Genomic DNA, 24366 nt, shown 5'->3' on the forward strand with positions numbered 1-24366 from the left:
AAGTGATGGCTGACTTTCAAACCCGCGATCCGCTCTCGCCCGCTTTCTGGGACGAGCGTTTCGAGAAGCAATTTACGCCCTGGGACCAGGGCGGCGTGCCGTCGCGCCTGCGCAGCTTCGTTGCCGGCAGCCCGGCGCCGCTGCGCTGCCTGATTCCCGGCTGCGGCTCAGCCTATGAACTGGTCTTCATGCTCGATCACGGCTGGGATGCCACGGCCATCGACTTTTCACCGGCTGCCGTGGCCGCCGCGCGCGCTGTCGTCGGCGAACGGGCAGGGCAGGTGATGGAAGCCGATTTCTTTGCCTGGCAGCCCGCAGCGCCGCTGGACCTGATCTATGAACGGGCCTTCCTGTGCGCCATGCCGCGCGCCATGTGGCCGCAAGTGGCGGCCCGCTGGGCGCAGCTACTGGCGCCGGGCGCCATGCTGGCTGGTTACTTTTTCTTTGACGACAATGCCAAGGGACCGCCATTTGGTATTTCGCGTGAGAAACTGCAGGAATTGCTGGCGCCGCATTTCGACTGCCTGGCCGATGAAGCCGTCGATGATTCCATCGCCGTCTTCGCCGGCAAGGAGCGATGGATGAGCTGGCGCCGCCGGGCGGACTGAGGCGGGCGGGGCAATTTCTGCTGGGAGCAAAGGAAAAGCTTTATAATTCAGGGTTTTTGATGATTTTCTCGGAGTAGAGATGCCGATTTACGCTTACCGTTGTGACGAGTGTGGTTTTGCCAAGGACGTCTTGCAAAAGATCTCCGATCCAGTACTGACGGTGTGCCTGTCGTGCGGCAAGCCCAGTTTCAAGAAACAATTGACGGCCGCCGGTTTCCAATTGAAAGGCACTGGCTGGTACGCGACCGATTTCCGCGGCGGCACGGCGCCCACCACGGCCATTCCGACGGGCCCGGCCGATGGCGCCAAGCCTGCTGCAACCACCGAGAGCGCGCCTGCCGCGGCACCTGCGCCCGCCCCGGCTGCCGCTGCACCGAAAGCGGACTGAAAAGCGCGCCGCGCCGCTACGATCCCTTACTGAGAAACCGATGCGTAAATACTTTATTACCGGATTACTGATTTTGGTGCCCCTGGCCATTACGGCCTGGGTCCTGAATCTGGTGATCAGCACGATGGACCAGTCGCTATTGCTGGTGCCCGGCAGTAAGCAGCCCAGCGTCTGGTTCGGTCGCCAGATTCCCGCGCTGAGCACCATTCCCGGCCTGGGCACGGTATTGACGGTACTGATCGTCTTCTTCACGGGCTTGCTGACGAATAACCTGGTCGGTAATTATGTGGTGAAACTGTGGGAAAAATTGCTGCAACGCATACCCATCGTCAATTCCCTGTATTCGAGCGTCAAGCAAGTGTCGGATACCCTGTTTTCCCCGTCGGGCAATGCCTTCCGCAAGGCCGTGCTGGTGCCATATCCGCACCAGAACTCCTGGACCATCGCTTTCCTGACCGGCGTGCCGGGCGGCGATGCGGCGAACCACCTGGTGGGCGACTTTGTCAGTGTGTACGTGCCAACGACGCCGAATCCGACATCGGGCTTTTTCCTGATGATGAAACGCAGCGATGTCGTCGAACTCGACATGAGCGTCGATGCGGCGCTCAAATATATCGTCTCGATGGGCGTGGTGGCGCCTGCGGAAGTTGTTGCTGTACCGGCCCCGGCAGCCAAAGAATAAAGGCAGGCGTCCCACATGGGACGTGGCCGGATTGAACACTCACTAACCTGAACTGAGAATTTTATGTCTATGCGTACTGAATACTGCGGCCTCGTTACCGAAGCCATGCTGGGACAAACCGTGAGCCTGTGCGGCTGGGTACATCGCCGCCGCGACCACGGCAGCCTGATTTTTATCGACCTGCGCGACCGTGAAGGCCTGGTGCAAATCGTTTGCAACCCGGAACAAGCGGAGATGTTCAAGGTCGCCGAAGCCGTGCGTAACGAATTCTGCCTGCGCGTGACGGGCGTCGTGACCAACCGTATCGAAGGCACCATCAACAACAACCTGAAGTCGGGCAAGATCGAAGTGGTCTGCTCGGAGCTGGAAGTGCTGAACCCTTCCGTGCCCGTGCCGTTCCAGCTGGACGACGACAACCTGTCGGAAACGACGCGTCTGACGCACCGCGTGCTGGACCTGCGCCGCCCGCAAATGCAAAACAACCTGCGCCTGCGCTACAAGGTGACGATGGAAGTGCGCAAGTACCTCGACGCGCTGGGCTTCATCGACATCGAAACGCCGATGCTGACCAAGTCGACGCCAGAAGGCGCGCGCGATTACCTGGTGCCGTCGCGCGTCAACGCAGGCAGCTTCTTCGCCTTGCCGCAATCGCCACAGTTGTTCAAGCAACTGTTGATGGTCGCCAACTTCGATCGTTACTACCAGATTACCAAGTGCTTCCGCGACGAAGACTTGCGCGCTGACCGTCAGCCTGAATTCACGCAGATCGACTGCGAAACCTCGTTCCTGACGGAACAGGAAATCCGCGACCTGTTCGAAGACATGATCCGCGTCGTCTTCAAGAACACCTTGAACATCGACCTGCCGAACCCGTTCCCGGTGATGGATTTCGCCGAAGCGATGGGCCTGTACGGTTCCGACAAGCCGGACATGCGCGTCAAGCTGGCCTTCACGGACTTGACCGAAGTCATGAAGTCGGTCGAATTCAAGGTCTTCAACGGCGCCGCCAACATGAAAGGCGGCCGCGTGGTTGCCCTGCGCGTACCGCAAGGCGGCAGCATGCCCCGTTCGGAAATCGATGCCTACACGCAATTTGTTGCCATCTACGGCGCCAAGGGTCTCGCTTACATCAAGGTCAACGAGAAAGCCAAGGGTCCTGAAGGCTTGCAGTCGCCGATCGTCAAGTTCCTGCCGGCTGACGTGCTGGCCACGATCCTCGAGCAGACGGGCGCGCAAGACGGCGACCTGATCTTCTTCGGTGCGGACAAGGCCAAGGTCGTCAACGACGCTATCGGCGCGCTGCGCGTGAAAATCGGTCACAGCGAGTTCGGCAAGAAAGCCGGCCTGTTCGAAGACGTGTGGAAGCCATTGTGGGTGGTTGACTTCCCGATGTTCGAGCACGACGAAGAAGCGGACCGCTGGACGGCGACCCACCATCCATTCACGGCGCCAAAAGACGGCCATGAAGACATGCTGGAAAGCGATCCGGGCGCCTGCATCGCCAAGGCTTACGACATGGTCTTGAACGGATGGGAGCTGGGTGGCGGTTCGATCCGTATCCACCGCGAAGAAGTGCAAAGCAAGGTCTTCCGCGCACTGAAGATCGATGCCGAAGAAGCGCAGCTGAAATTCGGCTTCCTGCTCGACGCCCTGCAATACGGCGCGCCACCGCATGGCGGCCTGGCATTCGGCCTGGATCGTATCGTGACCATGATGACGGGTTCCGAATCGATCCGCGACGTGATCGCCTTCCCGAAAACCCAGCGCGCGCAAGACTTGCTGACCCATGCGCCGTCGGAAGTGGACGAGAAGCAACTGCGTGAACTGCACATCCGTCTGCGCAGCGCCGAGCCAAAAGTAGTGTAATGAAGCATGCGGCTGCCCAGGCGGCCGCTGTTTGATCCACTATGCAAAAAAAGGCGCTGTTGTGGCGCCTTTTTCATTGTTGATATGACTCATAAAATTCCTGTTTCCGTGCTGGTCGTCATTCATACGGCTGACCTTGACGTCTTGCTGATCGAGCGCGCGGGCCAACCCGGTTTCTGGCAATCGGTGACGGGTTCCGTCGATGCCGTCGACGAACCGCTGCTGCAGACGGCCGCGCGCGAATTGGCGGAAGAGACCGGCATCGTTGCCGATGGCCATGACATCGTGCTGCGCGACTGGAACTTGTCGAATGTGTACGAGATCTATCCGATCTGGCGCCACCGCTATGCGCCCGGAGTGACGCGCAACACGGAACACGTGTTCAGCGTGCAAGTGCCGCGCGACATCGCCATCACCCTGAGCCCACGCGAGCACTTGCAGCACGCGTGGCTGCCTTACCTGGCGGCGGCCGACCGCTGTTTCTCATCTTCCAACGCGGAAGCGATTTTGCAATTGCCGGCCATGACGGGCCTGGCGCGCCCCACCTGATTTTTCCTAGAAAGCATTCCATGTTGAACTGGTTACATTTGACGACGCAGCAAAAACTGCTGGGCACCCTGGGCATCGTTTTTTGCCTGTGCTTTATCTTCCTGCTGTTCAGCTCTACGGTGCCTGGCCGCACGCCGCCGATCGGCATGCCGCTGATGGCGATCGGCTGGCTGCTGCATCCGGGCGCCTTTGCCAAGGGCAAGCGTACCGTGGCCTGGCGCGGCGCGCCGTTGCTGGTCAAAATCGTCTGGGCGGCCGGCATCACCGCGCTGCTCGTCAGCGTGACGGCGGGCGTGGGACGCATGCTGGCCTGATTGTGGGTTTTAGGTGCGCACGCGCACCTACTTCGGCGCCGTGCGGGGCCCGTCAGGGAGTAGAATCAATGCATGAAAATCCGCGTAGCAACTTATAATATACACAAGGGTGTCTCCTCCGTGCGGGGCTTGCCCAGGGTGCACGCATTGAAGCAGGCGATCGCTCTCTTCAATGCCGATGTCGTCTTTTTGCAGGAAGTGCAAGGCAAGCACGACCGCAATGCGGCCCGCTATGGCGCCGAGAAAAACGGCCACAAGCATTGGCCGGAAGCGTCGCAGCACGAGTTCTTTGCCGGCGCCGAACACCATTCCGCGTATGGCATGAATGCCGTGTATGACCATGGCCACCATGGCAACGCCTTGCTGAGCAAGTTTCCCATCGCCTCGCAAACCAACCACGACGTGTCTGACCATGCCTACGAGCAGCGCGGCATCCTGCACTGCGTGCTCCAGACGCCGCAGGCCGACGTGCACTGTTATGTCGTTCACCTGGGCCTGTTCGAATCGGGGCGGGGAAGGCAGACGCAGGCGCTGATCGACGCCGTCATGGAGTCGGCGCCGAATGGCGAGCCCGTCATCATTGCCGGCGACTTCAACGACTGGCGCAACACGCTCAGCGACAAGCTGCGCAATGCGCTCGGTGTGGTCGAGGTATTCGACCAGCGTGCGTCGAACTCGGCCCTGGGCGACCTGGTGCGCACCCTGGCGCGGCGCCAGACGAAAACGCCGATCCCCGTGCCGGCGCGCACCTTTCCCGCCGCCTTGCCGTGGTTCCGCCTGGACCGCATCTATGTGCGCGGTTTCCACGTGGAAGGCGCGCAAGTGATGCATGGCACCCTGTGGGCGAAATTGTCGGACCATGCGCCGATCGTTGCCGCTTTGAAACTCGCGTAGACTGCCGGCATGCGCACAGTCAATTTCATCGCCCACAACGACATCCAGCTGCTGTATTGCGGCACCGACTATTTTCCTGCCTTGATTGCGGCCATCGATGGCGCGCGCTCGGAAGTGTATTTTGAAACGTATATCTTTGCCGATGACGCCACGGGCACCCTGGTGCTCGATGCCCTGAAACGCGCCGCCGCGCGCGGCGTGCTGGTGTGCATGATCACGGACTGGTTCGGCACGGGCAACCGCCGGGTCAACGCCATGCATGCGCAGCTGGAAGCGGCGGGCGTGCACCACCGCATCTTCAACCCGTGGTTCCGGCGCGGCATCACGCGCACGCATCGCAAGATTTGCGTGGCCGACGGCGAAATTGCCCTGGTGGGCGGCATCAATATCAACGACGACATGTTTTGCGACTACGACCACAACATCAGCCTGGAAGCGCCGCGCTGGGACTTTGCCGTGCAGGTGAAGGGCCCGCTGGTCGACGCCATCCATGAAGAAGTGCAGGCGCAGTGGGCGCGGTTGGGGAAGATGAACCTGGTGCGGCGTATCAAGCTGTACCGCAAGATGCGCGTCGTCAGCAAGGAGCTGGCGAAGAACCCCGTGGTGGCCGGCTTTGTCGTGCGCGACAACCTGCGCAACCGCCGCACCATCCAGCGCGCCTACCTGCAGGCGCTGGGCCAGGCGCGCAAGAGCGTGATGCTGGCCAACCCGTATTTCGCGCCCGGGCACAAGCTGCGCCGCGCCCTGGCCCAGGCGGCCCAGCGGGGCGTCGACGTGGTGCTGTTGATCGGCGTGGGCGAATTCCGCATGCAAGATGCCGTGGCGCACTCGTTTTATCCGAAACTGCTGGCCGCCGGCGTCAAGATAGTCGAATACCGCAAGACGCAGCTGCATGCCAAGGTGGCCGTCGTCGACGATGACTGGGCGACGGTCGGTTCCAGTAATATTGACGCGCTGAGCCTGTTCCTCAACCAGGAAGCGAACGTCGTGATCAAGGACGTGGCGTTCGCGCAAAGCTTGCGCCAGCATATCGAGCAGGGCGTGGCCGACGGCATCGTGATTCACCAGGATGATTTCAAGCACATCGGCCGTTTCCGCCGGCTCGGTTATGAAGCGGCATTCCTCGCGTACCGGCTGGTGATGCGCATTTTTTCAGTAGGCAAGTACGCATGAACGAGATGACAATGGTCAGGCTGGACAAATGGCTGTGGGCGGCGCGTTTCTTCAAGACGCGCTCGCTGGCCAGCGAAGCTGTCGACACGGGGAAAGTCAAAGTGGGCGGTGAACGCGTAAAACCGGCGCGCAGCCTGCGCGTGGGCGATGAGCTGGCCATCGACAATGGCGCGGAGACGTGGGAAGTGGCCGTGCTGGGCCTGTCCGACAAGCGCGGCGCGGCACCCGTGGCGCGCCTGCTGTACGGGGAAACCCCGGCCAGCATCGCCCGCCGCGAGCAGCTGGCCGAGGAGCGCAAGCTGTTCCGCGAGCCAGGCACCACCATCAAGGGGCGGCCGACCAAGCGCGACCGCCGTCAACTGAGCAAGGCAGGCGACCTTTCCTGAGGTTCGCCGGGCTGGGATGGCAGGGGCGCGCGACGCTTTTGCCTCCCGAAATCGCGATAAACACGCAGCCAAAAAATGCTGCGCTGCACCAATAGAACGCCTGCTCTAAAGTTCCCGTTTGACTTTTACGTGGTAGTGGATAATAGTACGAGCGTTCGGATTTTTTCGGAGCGTGCTTTTTTTTACCCTCGCTTCAGTCCGCCAAATCGGCAACATCACTTTTAGAACGGTAATCTTGAATACTTCAGTCAAATTCATGCGCAAGGGCGAACTGACCCGTGCAGCCATCCTCGACGTGGCGCTGGACCTGTCCAGCCGCGACGGCCTGGAGGGCCTGACCATTGGGCTGCTTGCGGACAAAATGAACATGAGCAAGTCGGGTGTGTTTGCCCACTTTGGCTCGCGCGAAGACTTGCAGATGGAAGTGCTGAAGCTCTACCACTATCGTTTCGAGCAAGAAGTCTTTTTCCCCAGCATGAAAGAGCCACGCGGCATCCAGCGCTTGCAATCGATGTTTGCGCGCTGGGTCAAGCGGGTCAGCGTGGAAATCGCTTCCGGCTGTATCTATATCAGCGGCGCCGTCGAGTATGACGACCGTCCCGGTCCTATTCGTGAAGCCCTCGTGGCCATGGTGCGGGCCTGGCAGGGCGCGCTGTTGCGCTGTGTCGAGCAATCGATCGCCACGGGCGACCTGAAAGCGGACACGGACGCCCAGCAGTTGGTGTACGAGATGTATGGCCTGATCCTGGCCCTGCATCACGACGCGCGTTTCCTGCGCGTGCCGGGCAGCATCGAACGGGCGCAAGCGGGCTTTATTCGCCTGCTGGCGTCGTATCAGAATTCCGTCACAAGCAAATAAGCCATCAGGCAGTATCCGCAACAACGCATACGCAGTTCACAAGTACAACACTTTAGCTAATCGCCTTCAGGAGAAAATTATGGGTCAATACGTCGCGCCAATCCGGGATATGCAATTCGTCCTGCATGAGTTCCTGCAAGTGGAAGAAGAACTGAAGCAAATGCCGTCGTACGCCGACGTCGACGCCGACATCATCAACCAGGTACTGGAAGAGGGCGGCAAGTTCACTTCCGAAGTATTGTTCCCGCTGAATCACTCCGGCGACCGCGAAGGCTGCCACCACGATCCCGTCACGAAAAGCGTGACCACGCCTAAAGGTTTCAAGGAAGCCTACAAGCAGTACGTCGAAGGCGGCTGGGCGGCCTTGGCTTGCGATCCGGAATACGGCGGCCAGGGCTTGCCGGTCGTGCTGAACAATTCGTTCTATGAAATGCTGAACTCGTCGAACCAGGCCTGGTCCATGTACCCTGGCCTGTCGCACGGCGCCTACGAGTGCCTGAAGGAACACGGCACCGACCACCAGAAGGAAGTGTATCTGCCGAAACTGGTGTCGGGCGAATGGACGGGCACCATGTGCCTGACCGAACCGCACTGCGGCACCGACCTGGGCCTGCTGCGCTCGAAAGCGCTGCCTGAGGCGGACGGTTCCTGGACCATCACCGGCAACAAGATATTCATCTCGGCCGGCGAACATGACATGGCGGAAAACATCCTGCACCTGGTGCTGGCCCGCGTGCCGGACGCGCCGGAAGGCTCGAAAGGCATCTCGCTGTTCCTGGTACCGAAATTCCTGCCGAACGCGGATGGCACGGTCGGTGAACGCAACCCGATCACCTGCGGCGCCATCGAAGAAAAAATGGGCATCCACGGCAATTCGACCTGCCAGATGAACCTGGACGGCGCGAAAGGCTGGATCATCGGCCAGCCAAACAAGGGCCTGAACGCCATGTTCGTCTTCATGAACGCGGCCCGTCTTGGCGTGGGCATGCAGTCGCTGGGCCTGACGGAAATCGCCTACCAGAACGCGCTGATCTACGCCAAGGACCGCACGCAAATGCGTTCGCTGTCCGGCATCAAGAACCCGGAACTGCCGGCCGACCGCATCATTGTGCACCCTGACGTGCGCCGCATGCTGTTGACGGGCAAAGCCTACGCCGAAGGCGCGCGCGCTTTCACTTCCTACGTGGCGCTGCAGATCGACCGTGAACTGCACCACCCTGACGCCGACGTGCGCAAGGAAGCGGCCGACGAAGTGGCGCTGCTGACGCCCGTCATCAAGGCCTTCATCACCGATAACGCCTGGATCGCCACTTCGGACGCGATGCAAGTGTTCGGCGGCCACGGCTACATCTCGGAATGGGGCATGGAGCAGTATGTACGTGATGCACGCATCAACATGATCTACGAAGGCACGAACACGATCCAGTCGCTCGATCTGCTGGGCCGCAAGATCCTCGGTGACAACGGCGCCAAGCTGCGCAAGTTCGGCGAAAAGATCAAGGCTTTCGTCGAAGACAACGGCACCGATGAAGCGATGAGCGAATTCGTCACGCCACTGGGCGATTTGGGCGACAAAGTCACCAAGCTGACCATGGAAATCGGCATGAAGGCATTCCAGAATCCGGACGAAGTGGGCGCGGCATGCGTGCCTTACCTGCGCGTCGTCGGCCACATGATCTACAGCTACCTGTTCGCGCAGATGGCCAAGATCGCCCTCGAAAAAGAATCCAGCGGCGACAAGTTCTACACCGCCAAACTGGCTACCGCACGTTTCTACTTCGCCCGCTTGCAGCCTGAGACGGCAACCCTGATCCGTCAGGCGCGTTCCGGTTCGGCCAACCTGATGGCACTCGACGCAGACCTGTTCTAAGACTTGAGGAAAATATGACCAATTTCATCGTTAAAAAAGTAGCCGTCCTCGGCGCCGGCGTGATGGGCGCGCAGATCGCCGCCCACTGCATCAACGCGAAAGTGCCGGTCGTGCTGTTCGACCTGCCGGCCAAGGAAGGTCCGAAGAATGGCATCGTGCTGCGCGCCATCGAGAACCTGAAAAAGCTGTCGCCTGCCCCGCTGGGCAACAAGGATGACGCGGCGCTGATCCAGGTCGCCAACTACGAAGACAACCTGGACCTGCTGGCCGGTTGCGACCTGATCATCGAAGCCATCGCCGAGCGCATGGACTGGAAACATGACCTGTACCAGAAGGTGGCTCCGCACATCGGCCCGAACGCGATCTTCGCCTCGAATACCTCGGGCCTGTCGATCACCAAGCTGGCCGAAGGCTTCGACGCCGACCTGAAATCGCGCTACTGCGGCGTGCACTTCTTCAACCCGCCGCGCTATATGCACCTGGTCGAAATCATCCCGACCGAGTTTACCAAGCCGGAAATCGCCGACCAGCTGGAAGGCTTCCTGACCACCACCCTGGGCAAGGGCGTGGTTCGCGCCAAGGATACGCCGAACTTCATCGCCAACCGTGTGGGCGTGTTCGGCATCCTGGCCATCGTGCACGAAGCCGAGAAATTCGGCCTGTCCGTGGACGTCGTCGATGACTTGACGGGCGCCAAGCTGGGCCGCGCCAAGTCGGGCACCTTCCGCACGGCGGACGTGGTTGGCCTGGACACCATGGGCCATGTGATCAAGACCATGCAGGACTACCTGCCGAACGATCCGTTCGCCGCCGTCTACAAGACGCCGGCCGTACTTGCGCAGCTGGTGGAAAAAGGCGCGCTGGGCCAGAAGAGCGGCGCGGGCTTCTACAAGAAAGTCGGCAAGGAGATCCAGCGTCTGGACTTCGCTACCGGTGAATACGTGGCCGGCGGCGCCAAGGCAGCCGACATCATCGCCCGCATCCTGAAGGAAAAGGATCCGGTCAAGAAGATGAAGGCGCTGCGCGAATCGACGAATCCGCAAGGCCAGTTCCTGTGGGCGATCTTCCGCGACGCTTTCCACTACATCGCCATCCACCTGGATACCGTGGCCGACAATGCGCGCGACATCGACTTCGCCATGCGCTGGGGCTTCGGCTGGAACGTCGGTCCGTTTGAAACGTGGCAGGCATCGAACTGGCTGCAAGTGGCCAACTGGGTCAAGGAAGACATCGACGCCGGCCACGCGCTGTGCAACGCGCCGCTGCCAGCCTGGGTCTTCGAAGGCCCGGTTGCTGAAAAAGGCGGCGTGCATACGCCGGAAGGTTCGTACTCCGCCGTGTCGAACAGCTTCGTGCCGCGTTCGACCTTGTCCGTGTACGACCGCCAGCCATTCCGCGCGCCAGTCCTGGGCAGCGGCGCCATCGACGGCAAGACCGCCGGCACCACCGTCTTCGAAGACGAATCCGTGCGCGTCTGGCATACGGGCGACGACGTCCTGATCATCTCGTTCAAGACCAAGATGCACGTGATCGGCGAAGGTGTCATCAACGGCCTGAAACTGGCGCTGGCCGAAGCCGAGAAGAACTTCAAGGGCTTGGTGATCTGGCACGCGGACGCAGCCGAAGGCGGCGCGTTCTCGGCCGGCGCCGACCTGCAATCGGCCTTGCCGGCGTTCATGCAAGGTGGCGTGAAAGCCGTCGATCCGATCATCGCCGAACTGCAGAACACCTTCATGTCGCTGAAATACGCGAACGTGCCGGTCATCGCCGCGGTCGCTGGCCTGGCACTGGGCGGCGGTTGCGAGCTGGCGCTGCATGCATCGAAGCGCGTGGCCTCGATCGAGTCGTACATCGGCCTGGTGGAAGTGGGCGTTGGCCTGATTCCAGCCGGCGGCGGCTTGAAGGAAGCGGCGCAGCGCGCCTACAAGGAAGCCAAGGGTAACGACATCCTGCAATTTCTGAAAACGGGCTTCACCAATGCGGCCACCGCCAACGTGTCGAAATCGGCGCTGGAAGCGAAAAAAATGGGCTACCTGAAGGAAGACGACGTGATCGTGTTCAACGCCTACGAGCTGCTGCACGTGGCCAAGGTCGAAGCGCGCGCCATGTTCGACGCGGGCTTCCGTCCAGCGCTCCCTTCGCTGATCCAGGTGACGGGCCGTTACGGCTGGGGCACCATCAAGGCGCAGCTGGTCAACATGCGCGACGGCGGCTTCATTTCGGCGCACGATTTCAAGCTGGGCGAGATGATCGCCGAGATCGTATCGGGCGGTGACGTGGACCAGGGCAGCTTCGTCAGCGAACAGTGGCTGCTGGATATGGAACGCAAGGCATTCCTGGAGCTGTTGAACCATCCGAAAACCCAGGAACGGATCATGGGCATGATGCAAACCGGTAAGCCGGTACGCAACTAAGCCTGACGTCGATGACGATCCTGTCCATTATTTTTAAAGTATTGCTGCGCGTGAGGCCAAGCATGGTGTATGACCGTATCAAACAACAGATGATGGACACCTTGCCCTTCGTGCGGCTGCTGGGGATCAGCATCGACGACATCGGCGCCGGCACCTCGAAGGTGTCGATGCCGGAAGATCCAAAACTGAATAATCACCTGGGCACGCAGCATGCGGGCGCCTTATTTACCCTGGCCGAAACGGCTTCCGGCGCGGCCATGGCTGGCGGCTTCGCCGAGCTCATTATGGGCTTGCGCCCGGTGGCCAAGGAGTCGCGCATCCAGTACCAGAAGGTGGCCCGGGGCGCGACGCGCGCCGAAGGCCGGGTACCGGGCGACCTGGCTGCCTTGAAGGCGCAGCTGGCGCAGGACGGCAAGGTGGCGTTTCCCGTGGAAGTCGATATTTTCGATTCCGAAGGCACGCTGGCGGCACAGGTGACGGTGGACTGGTATTTGTCGCAGAAGCGATAGGCCAGCATCCCGGACATTCGACAGAACACGAACCTCGTTCAACATCTTTGAAAGCATAAAATGAGCAAACAACTTCAAGACGCGTACATCGTCTCTGCAACCCGCACCCCGATCGGCAAGGCGCCGCGCGGCATGTTCAGAAACACCCGCCCGGACGACCTGCTGGTGCGCGTGCTGCAATCGGCCCTGGCGCAAGCGCCTGGCCTCGACCCGGCGCTGATCACCGACGCCATCATCGGCTGCTCGTTCCCGGAAGCGGAGCAGGGCTTCAATATCGCGCGTAACTCGGTGCTGCTGGCCGGCTTGCCGAAAACCGTCGGCGGCGTCACCGTCAACCGTTACTGCGCTTCGGGCATCACGGCCATCGCCATGGCGGCCGACCGCATCCGCGTGGGCGAAGCCGACGTGATGATCGCCGGCGGCATCGAATCGATGTCGATGGTGCCGATGATGGGCCACCACCCATCGATGAACCTGGACATGTTCAGCGACGAGAATATCGGCATGGCTTACGGCATGGGCCTGACGGCTGAAAAAGTGGCGCAGCAATGGAAAGTGTCGCGCGAACAGCAGGATGCGTTCTCCGTTGAATCGCACCGCCGCGCCATCGCCGCGCAGCAAGCCGGCTTCTTCAAGGCGGAAACGACGCCCGTGGAAATCATCACGCGCACGCCGAACCTGGCTACCGGCCAGGTCGACGTGAGCCGCCGCACCGTCGATACCGACGAAGGCGCGCGTGCCGATTCGTCGATGGAGTCGCTGGCAAAACTGAAGCCGGTCTTCGCCGCCAAGGGCACCGTCACGGCCGCCAACAGCTCGCAGATGTCCGACGGCGCCGGCGCGCTGCTGATCGTCAGCGAAAAAATCCTGCGCGAGCACAACCTGACCCCGCTGGCGAAATTCTCGTCGTTCGCCGTGCGCGGCGTGCCGCCGGAAATCATGGGCATCGGTCCTAAATTCGCCATTCCGGCAGCGTGCGCCGCCGCCGGCATCACGCAAGATCAGCTGGACTGGATCGAGCTGAACGAAGCGTTTGCCGCGCAAGCCTTGGCCGTCATCGGCGACCTGGGCCTGGACCCATCGAAGGTCAACCCGATGGGCGGCGCGATCGCCCTGGGCCACCCGCTGGGCGCCACCGGTGCCATCCGCGCCGCGACCGTGATCCACGCACTGCAGCGCACCAAGCAGAAGTACGGCATGGTCACCATGTGCGTGGGCGCCGGCATGGGTGCAGCAGGAATCTTCGAGCGCGTCTGATCTGCCGGGCGTCGTGACGTAAGAGGTCAGATTAGGTTGGTCAAACTTGGGCGCTGGGGATACCTCGGCGCCCTTTATCTTTTTGGAGACGACATGGATATTTTGTGCAGCAAGAGCGAGGGCATTCTGACCCTGGAATTCAACCGCCTGGAACGCAAGAATGCGATCACGGGCGCCATGTACCAGACCCTGGCCGATGCACTGGTAGCGGCCGAGACGGACGACGACGTGCGCGCCATCCTGATCTGCGGCAAGCGCGAGATTTTCACGGCCGGCAACGACCTCGACGACTTCATGAAGACGGCGCGCCCGAAGGATGGCTCGCTCGACCATGACCGTCCCGTGTTCCAGTTCATGCGCGCCCTGTACGGCAGCAGCAAGCCCGTGGTGGCGGCCGTCTCCGGCCCGGCCATCGGCATCGGCACGACTATGTTGATGCACTGCGACCTGGTCTACGCGGCCGACAATGCCAGCTTCTCGATGCCGTTCACGCAACTGGGCCTGTGCCCGGAATTCGGCTCCAGCCTGCTGCTCACGCAACTGGCCGGCTACCCGCGCGCGGCGGAAAAACTGATGCTGGGCGAAGCGTTCCCGGCCAGCGAAGCGCTGGAAATGGGCCTGGTCTCGAAAGTCGTGCCCCTGTACGACCTGATGACCTTCGCGCAAGGCCAGGCCGCCAAGCTGGTAGCCCTGCCGGCCGCCTCCATCCGCGCCACCAAGCGCCTGATGAAGCAAAGCCGCATGGAACCGATGAAGGCGGCCATCGCCGAGGAAAACAAACTGTTCAGCGCCATGCTGGGCGGCGCCGAAGCGAAGGAAGCGTTTACGGCCTTCTTTGAAAAGCGCAAGCCGGATTTCAAGAAGTTTGCCTAAGCTGACTGCCTGGGTCAGCCCCCCCTAGCCGTGAGAGCAAACCTCTGCGTTAGCGGCCTCGAGGGTCTGACCCCAACATTTTCTTCCGGGTTCAATTTAATCTAGACGACTGGTCTAATTGTGCTACAATGCCTCGCATGAAAGCTGAATACACCGACGTGCGCCAGCACATTATCGACCAGGGCAAGGCCATCATCACGCGCAAGGGTTTTGCCGGGGTGGGGCTGAACGAGATCCTGTCGTCTGCAGATGTGCCCAAGGGCTCGTTCTACCATTACTTCAAGTCCAAGGAATTGTTTGGTGTAGCGATGCTGGAAGATTACGTCACCGGCTACCTGGCGGAAATGGAGCTCGTGCTGAGCCAGCCCGGCCAGAACGCGGCGCAGTCGCTGATGGCGTATTGGGCCAGTTGGACCAGCGAGAGCCTCGATGGCAGCGGTTGCGACTGCCGTTGCCTGGTGGTCAAGCTCAGCAGCGAAGTGGCGGATATGTCGGAACCGATGCGCGTGGCGCTGCTCGATGGCACCCACCGCATCATCGCCAGGCTGGCGCTGGCCATCGCGCGGGGCAGGGTGGACGATACCCTGCCATCGGTGGCCGATCCGGCGCAGATGGCTGCCACCTTGTACCAGCTGTGGCTGGGCGCGGCGATGCTGACCAAGCTGCGGCGCGACGCCAGCGCCTTGCAAACGGCATGGCGGGCGACGCTGTCCATGCTGCAGTTGCCGCCGGATCAATAAGGACGCTAGGTACGCGGATGGCAAACGTCCGCGTTTTTTTGAATTTTACTCTAGACGACCAGTCTAATAATAAGGGAGCAGCAGCATGAAGAATTTTGAATTCCATAATCCAACGAAGATTGTGTTCGGTGCCGACACGGTCGCCAAATTGTCCACGCTGGTGCCGCACGATGCGCGCGTGCTGATTTTGTACGGCGGCGCCAGCGCGGAAAAGACGGGCACTTTGGCCGAGGTGCGCGCCGCGCTTGCGCTGGGCCAGCGCAGCGTGCAGGAGTTTGGCGGCATCGAACCCAATCCCAGCTATGAAACCCTGATGCGCGCCGTCGCTCAGGTGCGCAGCGAAAAGCTGGACTTCCTGCTGGCCGTCGGCGGCGGCTCCGTGATCGACGGCACCAAGTTCGTTGCCGCGGCCGCCCTGTACGACGGCGAGCCGTGGGAAATCGCCGAGCGCGGCGGCGCCAATGTGCAGCGCGCCCTGCCGTTCGGCACGGTGCTGACCTTGCCGGCCACGGGATCGGAAATGAACAGCGGCGGCGTGGTGACGAAAAAAGCCACGCATGACAAGCTGAGTTTTCGCAATCCGCTGCTGTACCCGCAGTTTTCCGTGCTCGACCCGAGCAAAACCTTTACCTTGCCGGCCACGCAGGTGGCCAATGGCCTGGTCGACGCCTTTGTCCACACGACGGAACAGTATCTGACCTATCCGGTGCAGGCGAAGGTGCAGGACCGCTTTGCCGAAGGCTTGCTGCAAACCCTGGTCGAGATCGCGCCGCAGGCCATCGCCTCGCCCGACGATTACGATACCCGCGCCAATCTGATGTGGACGGCCGCCCTGGCCCTGAATGGCCTGATCGGCGCCGGCGTGCCGCAGGATTGGGCCACCCACATGATCGGCCACGAATTGACGGCCCTGTACGACATCGACCATGCGCGCACCCTGGCCCTGGTGTTGCCGGCTCTGCTGGACGTACAGCGCGAGCAGAAACGCGGCAAATTGCTACAGTATGGCGAACGTGTCTGGAACATCACCAGCGGCAGCGACGACGAGCGCATCGATACTGCCATCGCGCGAACCCGCGCCTTCTTCGAAGGCCTGGGCATCCCGACCCGTTTGTCGGCCTATCAGCTGGGCCAGGAAGCGGTGGAAGCGGTACTGACGCAACTGGAAGCACATGGCATGACCTCCCTCGGCGAACACCGCGATATCGACCTCGCGCGCAGCCGCCGTATCCTCGAAGCAGCACTGTAACCCTGACATAAAAGGAAACAACATGAACATCCTGATGGTACTGACCTCGCACGATCAACTGGGCGACACTGGCAAGAAAACCGGCTTCTGGCTGGAAGAATTCGCCGCGCCCTACTATGCGCTGCAAGAAGCGGGCGCGAAGCTGACGGTCGTCTCGCCGCTGGGCGGCCAGCCGCCGCTCGACCCGAAAAGCGACGAGCCGGATTCGCAAACGGACGCCACGCGCCGCTTCAAGCAGGACGCCGATGCGCAAGCCGTGCTGGCCAACACAGGCAAGCTGGCCGACGTGAAGGCGGCCGACTTTGACGCCGTGTTTTACCCGGGCGGCCATGGCCCGCTGTGGGACCTTGCCGAAGACCGGCACTCGATCACGCTGATCGAACAGATGATTGCCGCCGGCAAGCCCGTTGCCGCCGTCTGCCACGCACCGGGCGTGCTGCGCCACGTGAAGGCTGTCGATGGCGCGCCGCTGGTGCGTGGCAAGCAAGTGACAGGCTTTACGAATACCGAGGAAGACGCCGTCGGCTTGACGGCCATCGTGCCTTTCCTGGTCGAGGACATGCTCAAGGAAAATGGCGGCGTCTACTCGAAGCTGGGCGACTGGCAGCCGTACGCCGTCACCGATGGCTTGCTGGTCACGGGCCAGAATCCCGCATCGTCGGAAGCGGCCGCCCAGGCGCTGCTCAAGCTGCTGGCCTGATGCCAGGGTAGGGCGTCCGGCCGCTGGTCGTCACACGGCATTGTGTGTGGCGACCATGCCCGCCAGGATCAGGCTGACCGAGGCGTGCCATTGCGTCTCGCTGGCCGGCCTGCCGGCCAGCGCATAGCCGTGCAGGAAATCGACGAGCGCATCATGCCCGCGCAGCCGGGATTTTTTATTCAGCGCGAGACCCTCGACGGCAAGCTCGAACAGGGCCGTAAACCGCTCGGCCACATCGGCTTGCGTCACCAGCCCGCGCGCCATCAGGCGCACGAAATATGGCGTGGCGCTGACCAGTTCCAGGTACAGCGCGCACAGCGCGAGCAGGCGTCGTGGCGCTGCCTGGCGCCGCGTGAATGGCGGCTGCTGCGGATCGAGCGCGGCAAAACGCTGCACCATCAACGCTTGCAATAATTCCTCTTTCCCGGCGTAGTAGTGATACAGGGCCATGGCATCGACGCCCAGGCTGTGCGCCAGCGCGCGCATGGAGAACGCTTCGCCTTTTTCTTCCAGCAGGGCCAGGGCCGCCTGCAGGATGCTGGCGTTGTCCAGCGCGGGCGCGGCGCGACGCGGACGCCCGGCGCGGCGCACGGGAGATGCCACGGCTTGAAGTTTTGGGGTTTTCATGGGCATAATTCTACACCGTAGAATTAAATCAAGGAGCATCCATGCAAAAAACTTTCGTCAGCGTTTTTCTCGGCATCAGCCTCGATGGCTGCATCGCGGGAGAAAACGGCGACCTGTCCTGGCTGACCGAACTGGCGCCCGACTCGCCCGACGCCACCGGCTACACGGCCTTGATGGAGCAGGTCGATACCCTGCTGATCGGGCGCACCACGTATGACGCCGTGCTGGGTTTTGAGCCGTGGCCGTATGCGGGCAAGCGCGTGGTGGTCCTGAGCCGCCGCGACTTCGCGCCGCGCCATGGCGAGCAGCGCCGCGCAGGCAGCGTGCGGGCAGTGCTGGAGGGACTGGCAGAGGAGGGGTGCCGTCACGTGTATCTCGATGGCGGCGCCGTCATCCGTGCCGGTTTGCGCGAGGGCGTCATCGACAGCCTGACCCTGTCCGTGCTGCCCGTGGTGCTGGGCAAGGGCGTGCGCCTGTTCGAGGACGGCTTGCCGCGCAGCGACTGGCGCCTGGACCACACGCGCCAGTTGCCGAGTGGCGTGGTGCAGCTACGCTATCGCAAAAACTAGCCAGCGCTGGCCAGGTCGACGATGAAGCCTGTGTCAAAACGTTCGTTTTCCGGCGTGCCGTCCGGCCGCTTGTAGCCGCAGGGGTTGCACACGACGCGGCAGTCCTGGATGCGGTAGTCGAGCGAGGCGTGCATGTGGCCATGCACCCACAGGTCGGCCTGCGCCACCAGCGCGTCCAGCTGCGAGGCGAAGGCGGGCGAGCCGAGATTGGTCGCGTATTGCTCTTCCACCGACTGCATCGATGGCGCCATGTGCGTGATGACGACCGTCTTGCCATCGAACGGTTGCGCCAGTTGCTGTTCCAGCCAGGCGCGATGCTGCGCGTGCAGCTGCGCCGTGTCGGCCGCGCACAAGAGACGCGGCGTGTCGCCGCCCGTGCTGATGCGCTTGTAGTCGGGCATGTAGCTTTGCGCCGCGTTCAAGGCTTCCTCGTACCTGTCGGCGCCGAAGAGTAAAAAATCCGTCCACAGCGTGATGCCGAGAAAACGCACGCCGTTCAAGACCACGGCGTCGCCGTCGAGCAATCGGATGTTGGCGCCCTGTGTATTCGCGCTGGCGCAGGCGTCGCGCACGGCGTCCTGCATGTGTTCGAGCTGGTGGCCATAACCCTCGTGGTTGCCATGTACGTACAGCACGGGCAGGGCGCCGAAGGTGCGCGCGGCCCACGCGATGGCATTGTTGCCCGTGTCGATGTCGCCGGCCAGGATCACCACGTCGGGACGGCAGGCGGCAAGGTCGATGGCGGGCGTGTCGTCACCCCAGACTTCCAGGTGCAGGTCGGACAGGATCAGCAAACGCATGGCAGGAGGCGCGGCATGGCGCACGGCAGTGAATGGGCCTCTATCGTAGCGCAAGTCGCCACGCCCGTCTGCTTGACCGCGCGCGGGGGCGACGTTACCCTGTGGCATCGATTACCGCACACTCATTACTGGAGCCGCATGCCGCCTTTCTTCCTTTCCAAGACCTTGCTCAGCATCGCGCTGGCCGCCATGGCGCTGCCGTTTTCCGCGCATGCCGCCACGCCCGCCGTCGATCCCTTGACGCAGCCGATTGCCTCGCCGTATGCGGCGCAATGGAACCGCCCGCAGCAGCCGGCGCGCATCCACGGCGACACGTATTACGTGGGCGTGGGCGGCTTGAGCGTGGTGCTGATCGACACGCGCGAAGGTTTGATCCTGATCGATGGCGCGCTGCCGCAATCGGTGGCCGCCATCAAGGAACATATCCTCGAGCTGGGCTTTCGCCTGGAAGACATCAAGTTCATCCTGAATACGGAAGCGCATTTCGACCATTCGGGCGGCATCGCCGCCCTGGCCCGCGACAGCGGCGCGCAAGTGGTCGCCAGCCCGCTGGGTGCGCAGGCGCTGCGCGCGGGTTCGGTGCTCGCCATGGACCCGCAAGCGGGCGAAATCGACCCCATGCCGGCCGTGGAAAACGTGCGCGAGATCGCCGATGGCGAAACCTTGCAACTGGGCGACGTGACCGTCACGGCGCGCTACACGCCTGGCCATACGCCGGGCAGCACCAGCTGGACCTGGGTGTCGTGCGAGGATGCGGAGCGTCAGGACTGCCTGAACGTGGTGTTCGGCGCCAGCCTCACGCCGGTGGCGGCCGACGATTTTCACTACCTGGGCGATGAACGCCATGCGGACCTGACGCCGGCCTTCCGCCGCGTCATGCAGGACTTCGCCAAACTGCCGTGCGACATCCTGATCTCGGCCCACCCCGACCACTCGGGCGGCGATCGCAAGCTGACGCAGTTGCTGGAAGGCGTCGCGCCGAATCCCTTCATCGATGCGCAGGCGTGCAGCAACTACGCTGCCAAGAATGAAGCCAAGCTCGAAGCGCGCATCGCCAAGGAAAAAGCCATGGCTGGCGAGACTGCGACAAAATAACAACGTTGGCGCATGTGCCATGAAAAGCGGTTGACGCACTGCAGCATCCGGCGCAGAATCGTCATCCGCAGTGCAGATCAACCACACAAAAGAAAGGAAACCCATGTTCGAGCAGGCTGGCAGCAAGTTGACTTACCACTAGCCCCGCGCATGACGCTCGGGGCCAACGGCAGCATTGCCGATCCCGGGCCGGTGTCCTTCAAACCCCGGTGAGGAAACTCGCCGGGGTTTTTTGTTTTGCACGACTGGGTTGAAAGGAAACAGCATGAAAATCAAAGTAAAAGCCGCGCCCAAGCCGCGCAATCCGCTGGTGGCCGCCGCCAGGCTGCGCGGCGGCGCCGGCGCGCACCAGTCGGAAGTGTCGCCGCGCGTGGCGCGCCGGGCCGGCAAGCACCGCCTGCAGCAATGGCTGGCGGGCCGCCTCAAGGCTGACGATTAGCGGGCCGGCAGGTCAATGATGAAGTTCGGATCAAAAGCGGGATTTTGCGGCGCGCCGCTGCGCGTCTTGTAACCGCAGGGGTTAGCTACGACGCGGCACTGGTCGATGCGGTAGTCGCGCGAAGCATGGATATGACCATGCACCCACAGGTTCGCCCGCGCAGCCAGTTCGTCCAGGCGCGAGGCATAGGCGGGCGAACATCCTTCGCTGCCGTAGGCATCGTCGACCGACAGCAGCGACGGTGCCATGTGGCTGATGACGACGGTGCTGCCGTCGAATGGCTGCGCCAGTTCGCGCGTTAGCCACGCTTTTTGCTGCGCGTGGAACATGGCCGTATCGGCCGCACGCAGCTTGCGAAAGCCCATGTTGGCCAGGCGGATGCGCTTGTAGTCGTTCATGACGGCTTCCGCGTCGCGCATGGCCGCCTGGCGCGTGTCGTCGCCCAGCAGGCGGAAATCCGTCCACAGGGTGGCGCCCAGGAAGCGCACAGCGTGGCCTGCCTGGTCGGTGATGACGTGCGTGCCGCAGTCGAGGAAATGCACGTTCTGCGTGCTGGCGCAAGCCGCGTGGAGTTCCTGGCGCACCTTGTCGAGGTGGTGGCCATAGCCTTCGTGGTTGCCATGCACGTACAGCACGGGCAGTCCCGCGAATGCACTGGCGGCCCAGGCCACGGCGCGGGCGCCCGTGTCGATATCGCCGGCGAGGATCACGGCGTCGGGGCAGCTGAGCGCGAGGTCGCCCTGCGGCGCTTCGTCGCGCCATAACTCATGGTGCAGGTCCGACAGAATCAATAAACGCATGCGGCATCCAGGCGATTGGAGAGTACGCCATCGTACCTGAAAACCCTCACTCTTCCTCCAGCGCGGCGAAGCTGTGCGCCAGGTAGTCGAGCAGCGCGCGCACGGCAGGCAGCAGACCGCGCCGCGACGGGAACACGGCGTGGATGATTTCGCGCTGCGGCCGCCACTGCTCCATCAGCGGCAGCAGGCTGCCATCGGCCACCTGTTCCGTGATCATCATGGTCGGCAGCTGCACCACGCCCACGCCGGCCACGGCCGCGTCGCGCAGGGTCAGCATGTCGCCCGTGACGAAGCGCGGCACGTGGCGCAGCTGGGCGCGCGCGCCATCGGGGCCGTGCAAATCCCACTGGTAGTGCTGTTGCGGCGTGCCCAGGGCCAGGCTGGGCCAGTCGGACAGGTCGGCCGGCGCCTTCGGCAAGGCCGCGCCGGCGAACAGCAGCGGGCTGCCTACCATGCACTGGCCCCGTTCGGCCAGCACGCGCAATACCAGATCGCTGTCGGGTAGCGGAGGCGGACGCACGCGGATGGCCACGTCGATACCCTCGGCCACCAGGTCGACGCGGCGGTTGTTCGCTTCCAATAGCAGAGTCACTTGCGGATGCTCGCGCATGAAACCGGCCAGCATGGGGGCGACCAGCGAGTGCAGCAGAGCGATGGGGCAGGACAGGCGCACCGTGCCGCGCGGCGCCGCGCGCGTCAGTTCGATCGCTTCCTGCGCCGCCTCCGCCTCCACCAGCATGGCCTTGCAATGCTCGTAAAACGTCTGCCCCACATCGGTGACGGAAAAATGCCGCGTCGTGCGTTGCAGCAGGCGCGCGCCGAGCCGCTCTTCCAGCAGCGCGATGCGCCGGCTCAGTTTTGATTTCGGCATGCCCAGCGCGCGCCCGGCCGGCGCGAAACCACCATGGTCGACTACCTGCACAAAGTAATACAAGTCATTCAGGTCCTGCATGTCGCCTCCTTGATCGTTCTATTTATGGAACGCTGATGGCATATTTTACCGTCTACCGCCTTCATCGTTGCAAGCGTATTCTGTCTTCATCGTAATGCAAACCCCAACAGGAGATCGAGATGAACAAAGTCACAGGTATCTACAGCGCACCCCGCCAGCATTGGGTCGGCGACGGTTTCCCCGTGCGCTCGATGTTTTCGTATAACGGCCATGGCAAGCAGCTGAGCCCCTTCCTGCTGCTCGACTATGCCGGTCCTGCCGAATTTGCGCCCGGCACCCGTCCGCCCGGCGTCGGTTCGCATCCGCACCGCGGCTTTGAAACGGTGACCATCGTCTACAAGGGCGAAGTGGCGCACCGCGATTCGACGGGCCAGGGCGGCGTGATCGGCCCCGGCGACGTGCAGTGGATGACGGCCGGCGCCGGCATCCTGCATGAAGAGTTTCACTCGCCTGCCTTCACGCAGTCGGGCGGCACGCTGGAAATGGTGCAGCTGTGGGTGAACCTGCCGGCGAAAAACAAGATGACGGCGCCCGGCTACCAGGCCATCACCAGCGACACGATTCCCACAGTGGCGCTGCCCGATGATGCCGGTTCCGTGCGCGTGATCGCCGGCGACTTCGCTGGCCAGCATGGACCCGCCCGCACGTTCTCGCCGATGCAGGTGTGGGACATGCGCCTGGCCCAGGGCAAGCTGACGGAGCTGCCCGTGACCCGAGGCTGGAGCACGGCGCTGATCGTTTTGCACGGCACGGTGCTGGTCAATGGCGAGAGCGTGGTGCGCGAAGCGCAGATGGCGCTGTTCGAGCGCGATGGCGACAGCATCACCATCGAAGCGAACAACGACGCCGTGGTACTGCTGCTGAGCGGTGAGCCGATCGAGGAACCCATCGTCGGCCACGGTCCCTTCGTCATGAACACCGAGGCGGAAATCGCGCAGGCGTTCGAGGATTTCAACAGCGGCCGCTTCGCCCGTATCGCGACGTAATTTGTGCAGTGAATTTGTGTAGTACCCATGCCGCATCCCGCGGCATGGTTTTTCAGGAGACCACCATGAGCACCCCCGCCAACTTCCAAGGTTTGCCACCGATGATCGATCCCGACGATGCCGTCATGCTGCTGATCGACCACCAGAGCGGTTTGTTCCAGCTGGTGCGCGACATCGAGCAGCACGTGCTGCGCGGCCACGTCACGGCGCTGGCCAAGCTGTCGCGCCTGGCCAACATGCCGACTTTTACCACCGCGTCCGTGCCCGACGGTCCGAACGGCCCCTTGATCCCGGAAATCCACCATTTCAACCCGGACGCCGTCTACATCCCGCGCACGGGCCAGATCAACGCCTGGGACAATCCGGCCTGGGTCGAAGCCATCGAAAAGACGGGCCGCAAGACCCTGCTGATCGCCGGCACGCTCACCAGCGTGTGCATGGCCTTCCCGACCATCAGCGCGCTGGCGGCCGGCTACAAGGTGTTCGCCATCATCGATGCCTCGGGCAACTGGTCGAAGATGGCCACCGACATTACCATGGCGCGCGTGACGCAGGCGGGCGCCGTGCCGATCGACACGTACGCCGTGCTGGCTGAAGTGATGAGCACCTGGAACCGCGCCGACGCGATGGAATTCGCCGCCATCATGACCGACCATATCGTGCCGCCATACCGCGCCCTGATCGAAAGCTACGACAAGGCGCAGGGTGTGCAAAAGAATGGCCGCGAAACCAAGCTGGAAATCCTCGAAGCGGCCGGCAAGGGCTGA

At 62.5% G+C, this 24366-nt stretch carries 27 protein-coding genes; 23 read left to right on the forward strand and 4 right to left on the reverse strand.

Annotation, left to right across the window (positions count from 1 at the left end; translation table 11 throughout):
- Positions 1-5: 5 nt before the first annotated feature.
- The 18 genes from AC3IQ7_RS03670 to AC3IQ7_RS03755 all read left to right on the forward strand — a co-directional run bounded on the left by AC3IQ7_RS03670 (position 6) and on the right by AC3IQ7_RS03755 (position 17331).
- Positions 6-608, forward strand: coding sequence for a methyltransferase (locus tag AC3IQ7_RS03670; RefSeq protein ID WP_489208389.1), 603 nt, complete (start codon positions 6-8; stop codon positions 606-608).
- A 79-nt stretch (positions 609-687) separates the two neighbouring features.
- Positions 688-996: an FmdB family zinc ribbon protein gene (locus tag AC3IQ7_RS03675; protein ID WP_099378504.1), complete on the forward strand. Its 309-nt coding sequence runs from the start codon at positions 688-690 to the stop codon at positions 994-996.
- Between the two features lie 40 nt (positions 997-1036).
- On the forward strand, positions 1037-1678 hold the full coding sequence (locus tag AC3IQ7_RS03680) for a DUF502 domain-containing protein (protein WP_099378505.1): 642 nt from the start codon (positions 1037-1039) through the stop codon (positions 1676-1678).
- Between the two features lie 69 nt (positions 1679-1747).
- Complete coding sequence (aspS, locus tag AC3IQ7_RS03685) at positions 1748-3544, forward strand: aspartate--tRNA ligase (protein WP_070221635.1); 1797 nt, start codon at positions 1748-1750, stop codon at positions 3542-3544.
- Positions 3545-3628: 84 nt separating this feature from the next.
- A complete protein-coding gene (gene nudB / locus AC3IQ7_RS03690; protein ID WP_099378506.1) occupies positions 3629-4093 on the forward strand; it encodes a dihydroneopterin triphosphate diphosphatase in 465 nt (154 codons plus the stop codon).
- A gap of 20 nt (positions 4094-4113) precedes the next feature.
- The gene (locus AC3IQ7_RS03695; protein WP_176387726.1) at positions 4114-4407 is read left to right on the forward strand and encodes a hypothetical protein; all 294 of its coding nucleotides are present in this window, start codon (positions 4114-4116) and stop codon (positions 4405-4407) included.
- Positions 4408-4479: 72 nt separating this feature from the next.
- Positions 4480-5301, forward strand: a complete 822-nt coding sequence (locus AC3IQ7_RS03700) for an endonuclease/exonuclease/phosphatase family protein (protein WP_322426737.1) — start codon at positions 4480-4482, stop codon at positions 5299-5301.
- A gap of 9 nt (positions 5302-5310) precedes the next feature.
- Positions 5311-6474 carry a cardiolipin synthase ClsB gene (clsB, locus tag AC3IQ7_RS03705; protein WP_099378508.1) on the forward strand — a complete coding sequence of 388 codons (1164 nt, stop codon included), beginning with the start codon at positions 5311-5313 and terminating at the stop codon, positions 6472-6474.
- Positions 6471-6860 carry an RNA-binding S4 domain-containing protein gene (locus tag AC3IQ7_RS03710; RefSeq protein ID WP_099378509.1) on the forward strand — a complete coding sequence of 130 codons (390 nt, stop codon included), beginning with the start codon at positions 6471-6473 and terminating at the stop codon, positions 6858-6860. Before clsB ends, AC3IQ7_RS03710 begins: the two co-directional genes overlap by 4 nt.
- A gap of 256 nt (positions 6861-7116) precedes the next feature.
- Positions 7117-7719, forward strand: coding sequence for a TetR/AcrR family transcriptional regulator (locus AC3IQ7_RS03715; protein WP_034753385.1), 603 nt, complete (start codon positions 7117-7119; stop codon positions 7717-7719).
- Positions 7720-7798: 79 nt separating this feature from the next.
- On the forward strand, positions 7799-9589 hold the full coding sequence (locus AC3IQ7_RS03720) for an acyl-CoA dehydrogenase C-terminal domain-containing protein (RefSeq protein WP_034753387.1): 1791 nt from the start codon (positions 7799-7801) through the stop codon (positions 9587-9589).
- Between the two features lie 14 nt (positions 9590-9603).
- Positions 9604-12003, forward strand: coding sequence for a 3-hydroxyacyl-CoA dehydrogenase/enoyl-CoA hydratase family protein (locus AC3IQ7_RS03725; RefSeq protein ID WP_489208390.1), 2400 nt, complete (start codon positions 9604-9606; stop codon positions 12001-12003).
- A 62-nt stretch (positions 12004-12065) separates the two neighbouring features.
- A complete protein-coding gene (locus tag AC3IQ7_RS03730) occupies positions 12066-12512 on the forward strand; it encodes a PaaI family thioesterase (protein WP_099378629.1) in 447 nt (148 codons plus the stop codon).
- A 60-nt stretch (positions 12513-12572) separates the two neighbouring features.
- Positions 12573-13769 carry an acetyl-CoA C-acyltransferase gene (locus AC3IQ7_RS03735; protein ID WP_070221628.1) on the forward strand — a complete coding sequence of 399 codons (1197 nt, stop codon included), beginning with the start codon at positions 12573-12575 and terminating at the stop codon, positions 13767-13769.
- Between the two features lie 93 nt (positions 13770-13862).
- A complete protein-coding gene (locus AC3IQ7_RS03740) occupies positions 13863-14642 on the forward strand; it encodes an enoyl-CoA hydratase (RefSeq protein WP_489208391.1) in 780 nt (259 codons plus the stop codon).
- Between the two features lie 137 nt (positions 14643-14779).
- Positions 14780-15382, forward strand: a complete 603-nt coding sequence (locus AC3IQ7_RS03745) for a TetR/AcrR family transcriptional regulator (RefSeq protein WP_489208392.1) — start codon at positions 14780-14782, stop codon at positions 15380-15382.
- A gap of 85 nt (positions 15383-15467) precedes the next feature.
- The gene (locus AC3IQ7_RS03750) at positions 15468-16631 is read left to right on the forward strand and encodes an iron-containing alcohol dehydrogenase (RefSeq protein WP_489208393.1); all 1164 of its coding nucleotides are present in this window, start codon (positions 15468-15470) and stop codon (positions 16629-16631) included.
- Positions 16632-16653: 22 nt separating this feature from the next.
- Complete coding sequence (locus AC3IQ7_RS03755; protein WP_099378514.1) at positions 16654-17331, forward strand: type 1 glutamine amidotransferase domain-containing protein; 678 nt, start codon at positions 16654-16656, stop codon at positions 17329-17331.
- A gap of 30 nt (positions 17332-17361) precedes the next feature.
- Here AC3IQ7_RS03755 and AC3IQ7_RS03760 read toward each other — a convergent pair whose 3' ends face one another.
- Positions 17362-17958 (reverse strand): TetR/AcrR family transcriptional regulator, encoded by a 597-nt coding sequence (locus tag AC3IQ7_RS03760; protein WP_158301221.1) that lies wholly within the window; start codon positions 17956-17958, stop codon positions 17362-17364.
- Between the two features lie 41 nt (positions 17959-17999).
- Here AC3IQ7_RS03760 and AC3IQ7_RS03765 point away from each other — a divergent pair, with 41 nt between their 5' ends.
- Positions 18000-18527, forward strand: a complete 528-nt coding sequence (locus AC3IQ7_RS03765) for a dihydrofolate reductase family protein (protein ID WP_099378516.1) — start codon at positions 18000-18002, stop codon at positions 18525-18527.
- Here the strand turns inward: AC3IQ7_RS03765 and AC3IQ7_RS03770 are convergent.
- Positions 18524-19381 carry a metallophosphoesterase family protein gene (locus tag AC3IQ7_RS03770; RefSeq protein WP_233516170.1) on the reverse strand — a complete coding sequence of 286 codons (858 nt, stop codon included), beginning with the start codon at positions 19379-19381 and terminating at the stop codon, positions 18524-18526. The genes AC3IQ7_RS03765 and AC3IQ7_RS03770 overlap by 4 nt on opposite strands.
- A gap of 84 nt (positions 19382-19465) precedes the next feature.
- On the opposite strand from AC3IQ7_RS03770, the gene bla reads away from it, so the two are divergent.
- Both bla and AC3IQ7_RS03780 read left to right on the forward strand, forming a co-directional pair.
- Positions 19466-20422, forward strand: coding sequence for a subclass B3 metallo-beta-lactamase (bla, locus tag AC3IQ7_RS03775; RefSeq protein WP_489208394.1), 957 nt, complete (start codon positions 19466-19468; stop codon positions 20420-20422).
- Between the two features lie 265 nt (positions 20423-20687).
- Positions 20688-20861: a hypothetical protein gene (locus AC3IQ7_RS03780; protein ID WP_199534410.1), complete on the forward strand. Its 174-nt coding sequence runs from the start codon at positions 20688-20690 to the stop codon at positions 20859-20861.
- Here AC3IQ7_RS03780 and AC3IQ7_RS03785 read toward each other — a convergent pair.
- Together AC3IQ7_RS03785 and AC3IQ7_RS03790 are read right to left on the reverse strand one after the other, a co-directional pair.
- The gene (locus tag AC3IQ7_RS03785) at positions 20858-21661 is read right to left on the reverse strand and encodes a metallophosphoesterase family protein (RefSeq protein WP_099378519.1); all 804 of its coding nucleotides are present in this window, start codon (positions 21659-21661) and stop codon (positions 20858-20860) included. The genes AC3IQ7_RS03780 and AC3IQ7_RS03785 overlap by 4 nt on opposite strands.
- A 46-nt stretch (positions 21662-21707) precedes the next feature.
- Positions 21708-22613: a LysR family transcriptional regulator gene (locus tag AC3IQ7_RS03790; protein ID WP_099378520.1), complete on the reverse strand. Its 906-nt coding sequence runs from the start codon at positions 22611-22613 to the stop codon at positions 21708-21710.
- Positions 22614-22732: 119 nt separating this feature from the next.
- On the opposite strand from AC3IQ7_RS03790, the gene AC3IQ7_RS03795 reads away from it, so the two are divergent.
- Entirely contained in the window at positions 22733-23599 is an 867-nt protein-coding gene (locus AC3IQ7_RS03795; RefSeq protein WP_099378521.1) for a pirin family protein, read from the forward strand.
- 65 nt (positions 23600-23664) lie between these two features.
- Complete coding sequence (locus tag AC3IQ7_RS03800; protein WP_199534412.1) at positions 23665-24366, forward strand: isochorismatase family protein; 702 nt, start codon at positions 23665-23667, stop codon at positions 24364-24366.

This window comes from Janthinobacterium sp. GL_088 (assembly GCF_057837845.1).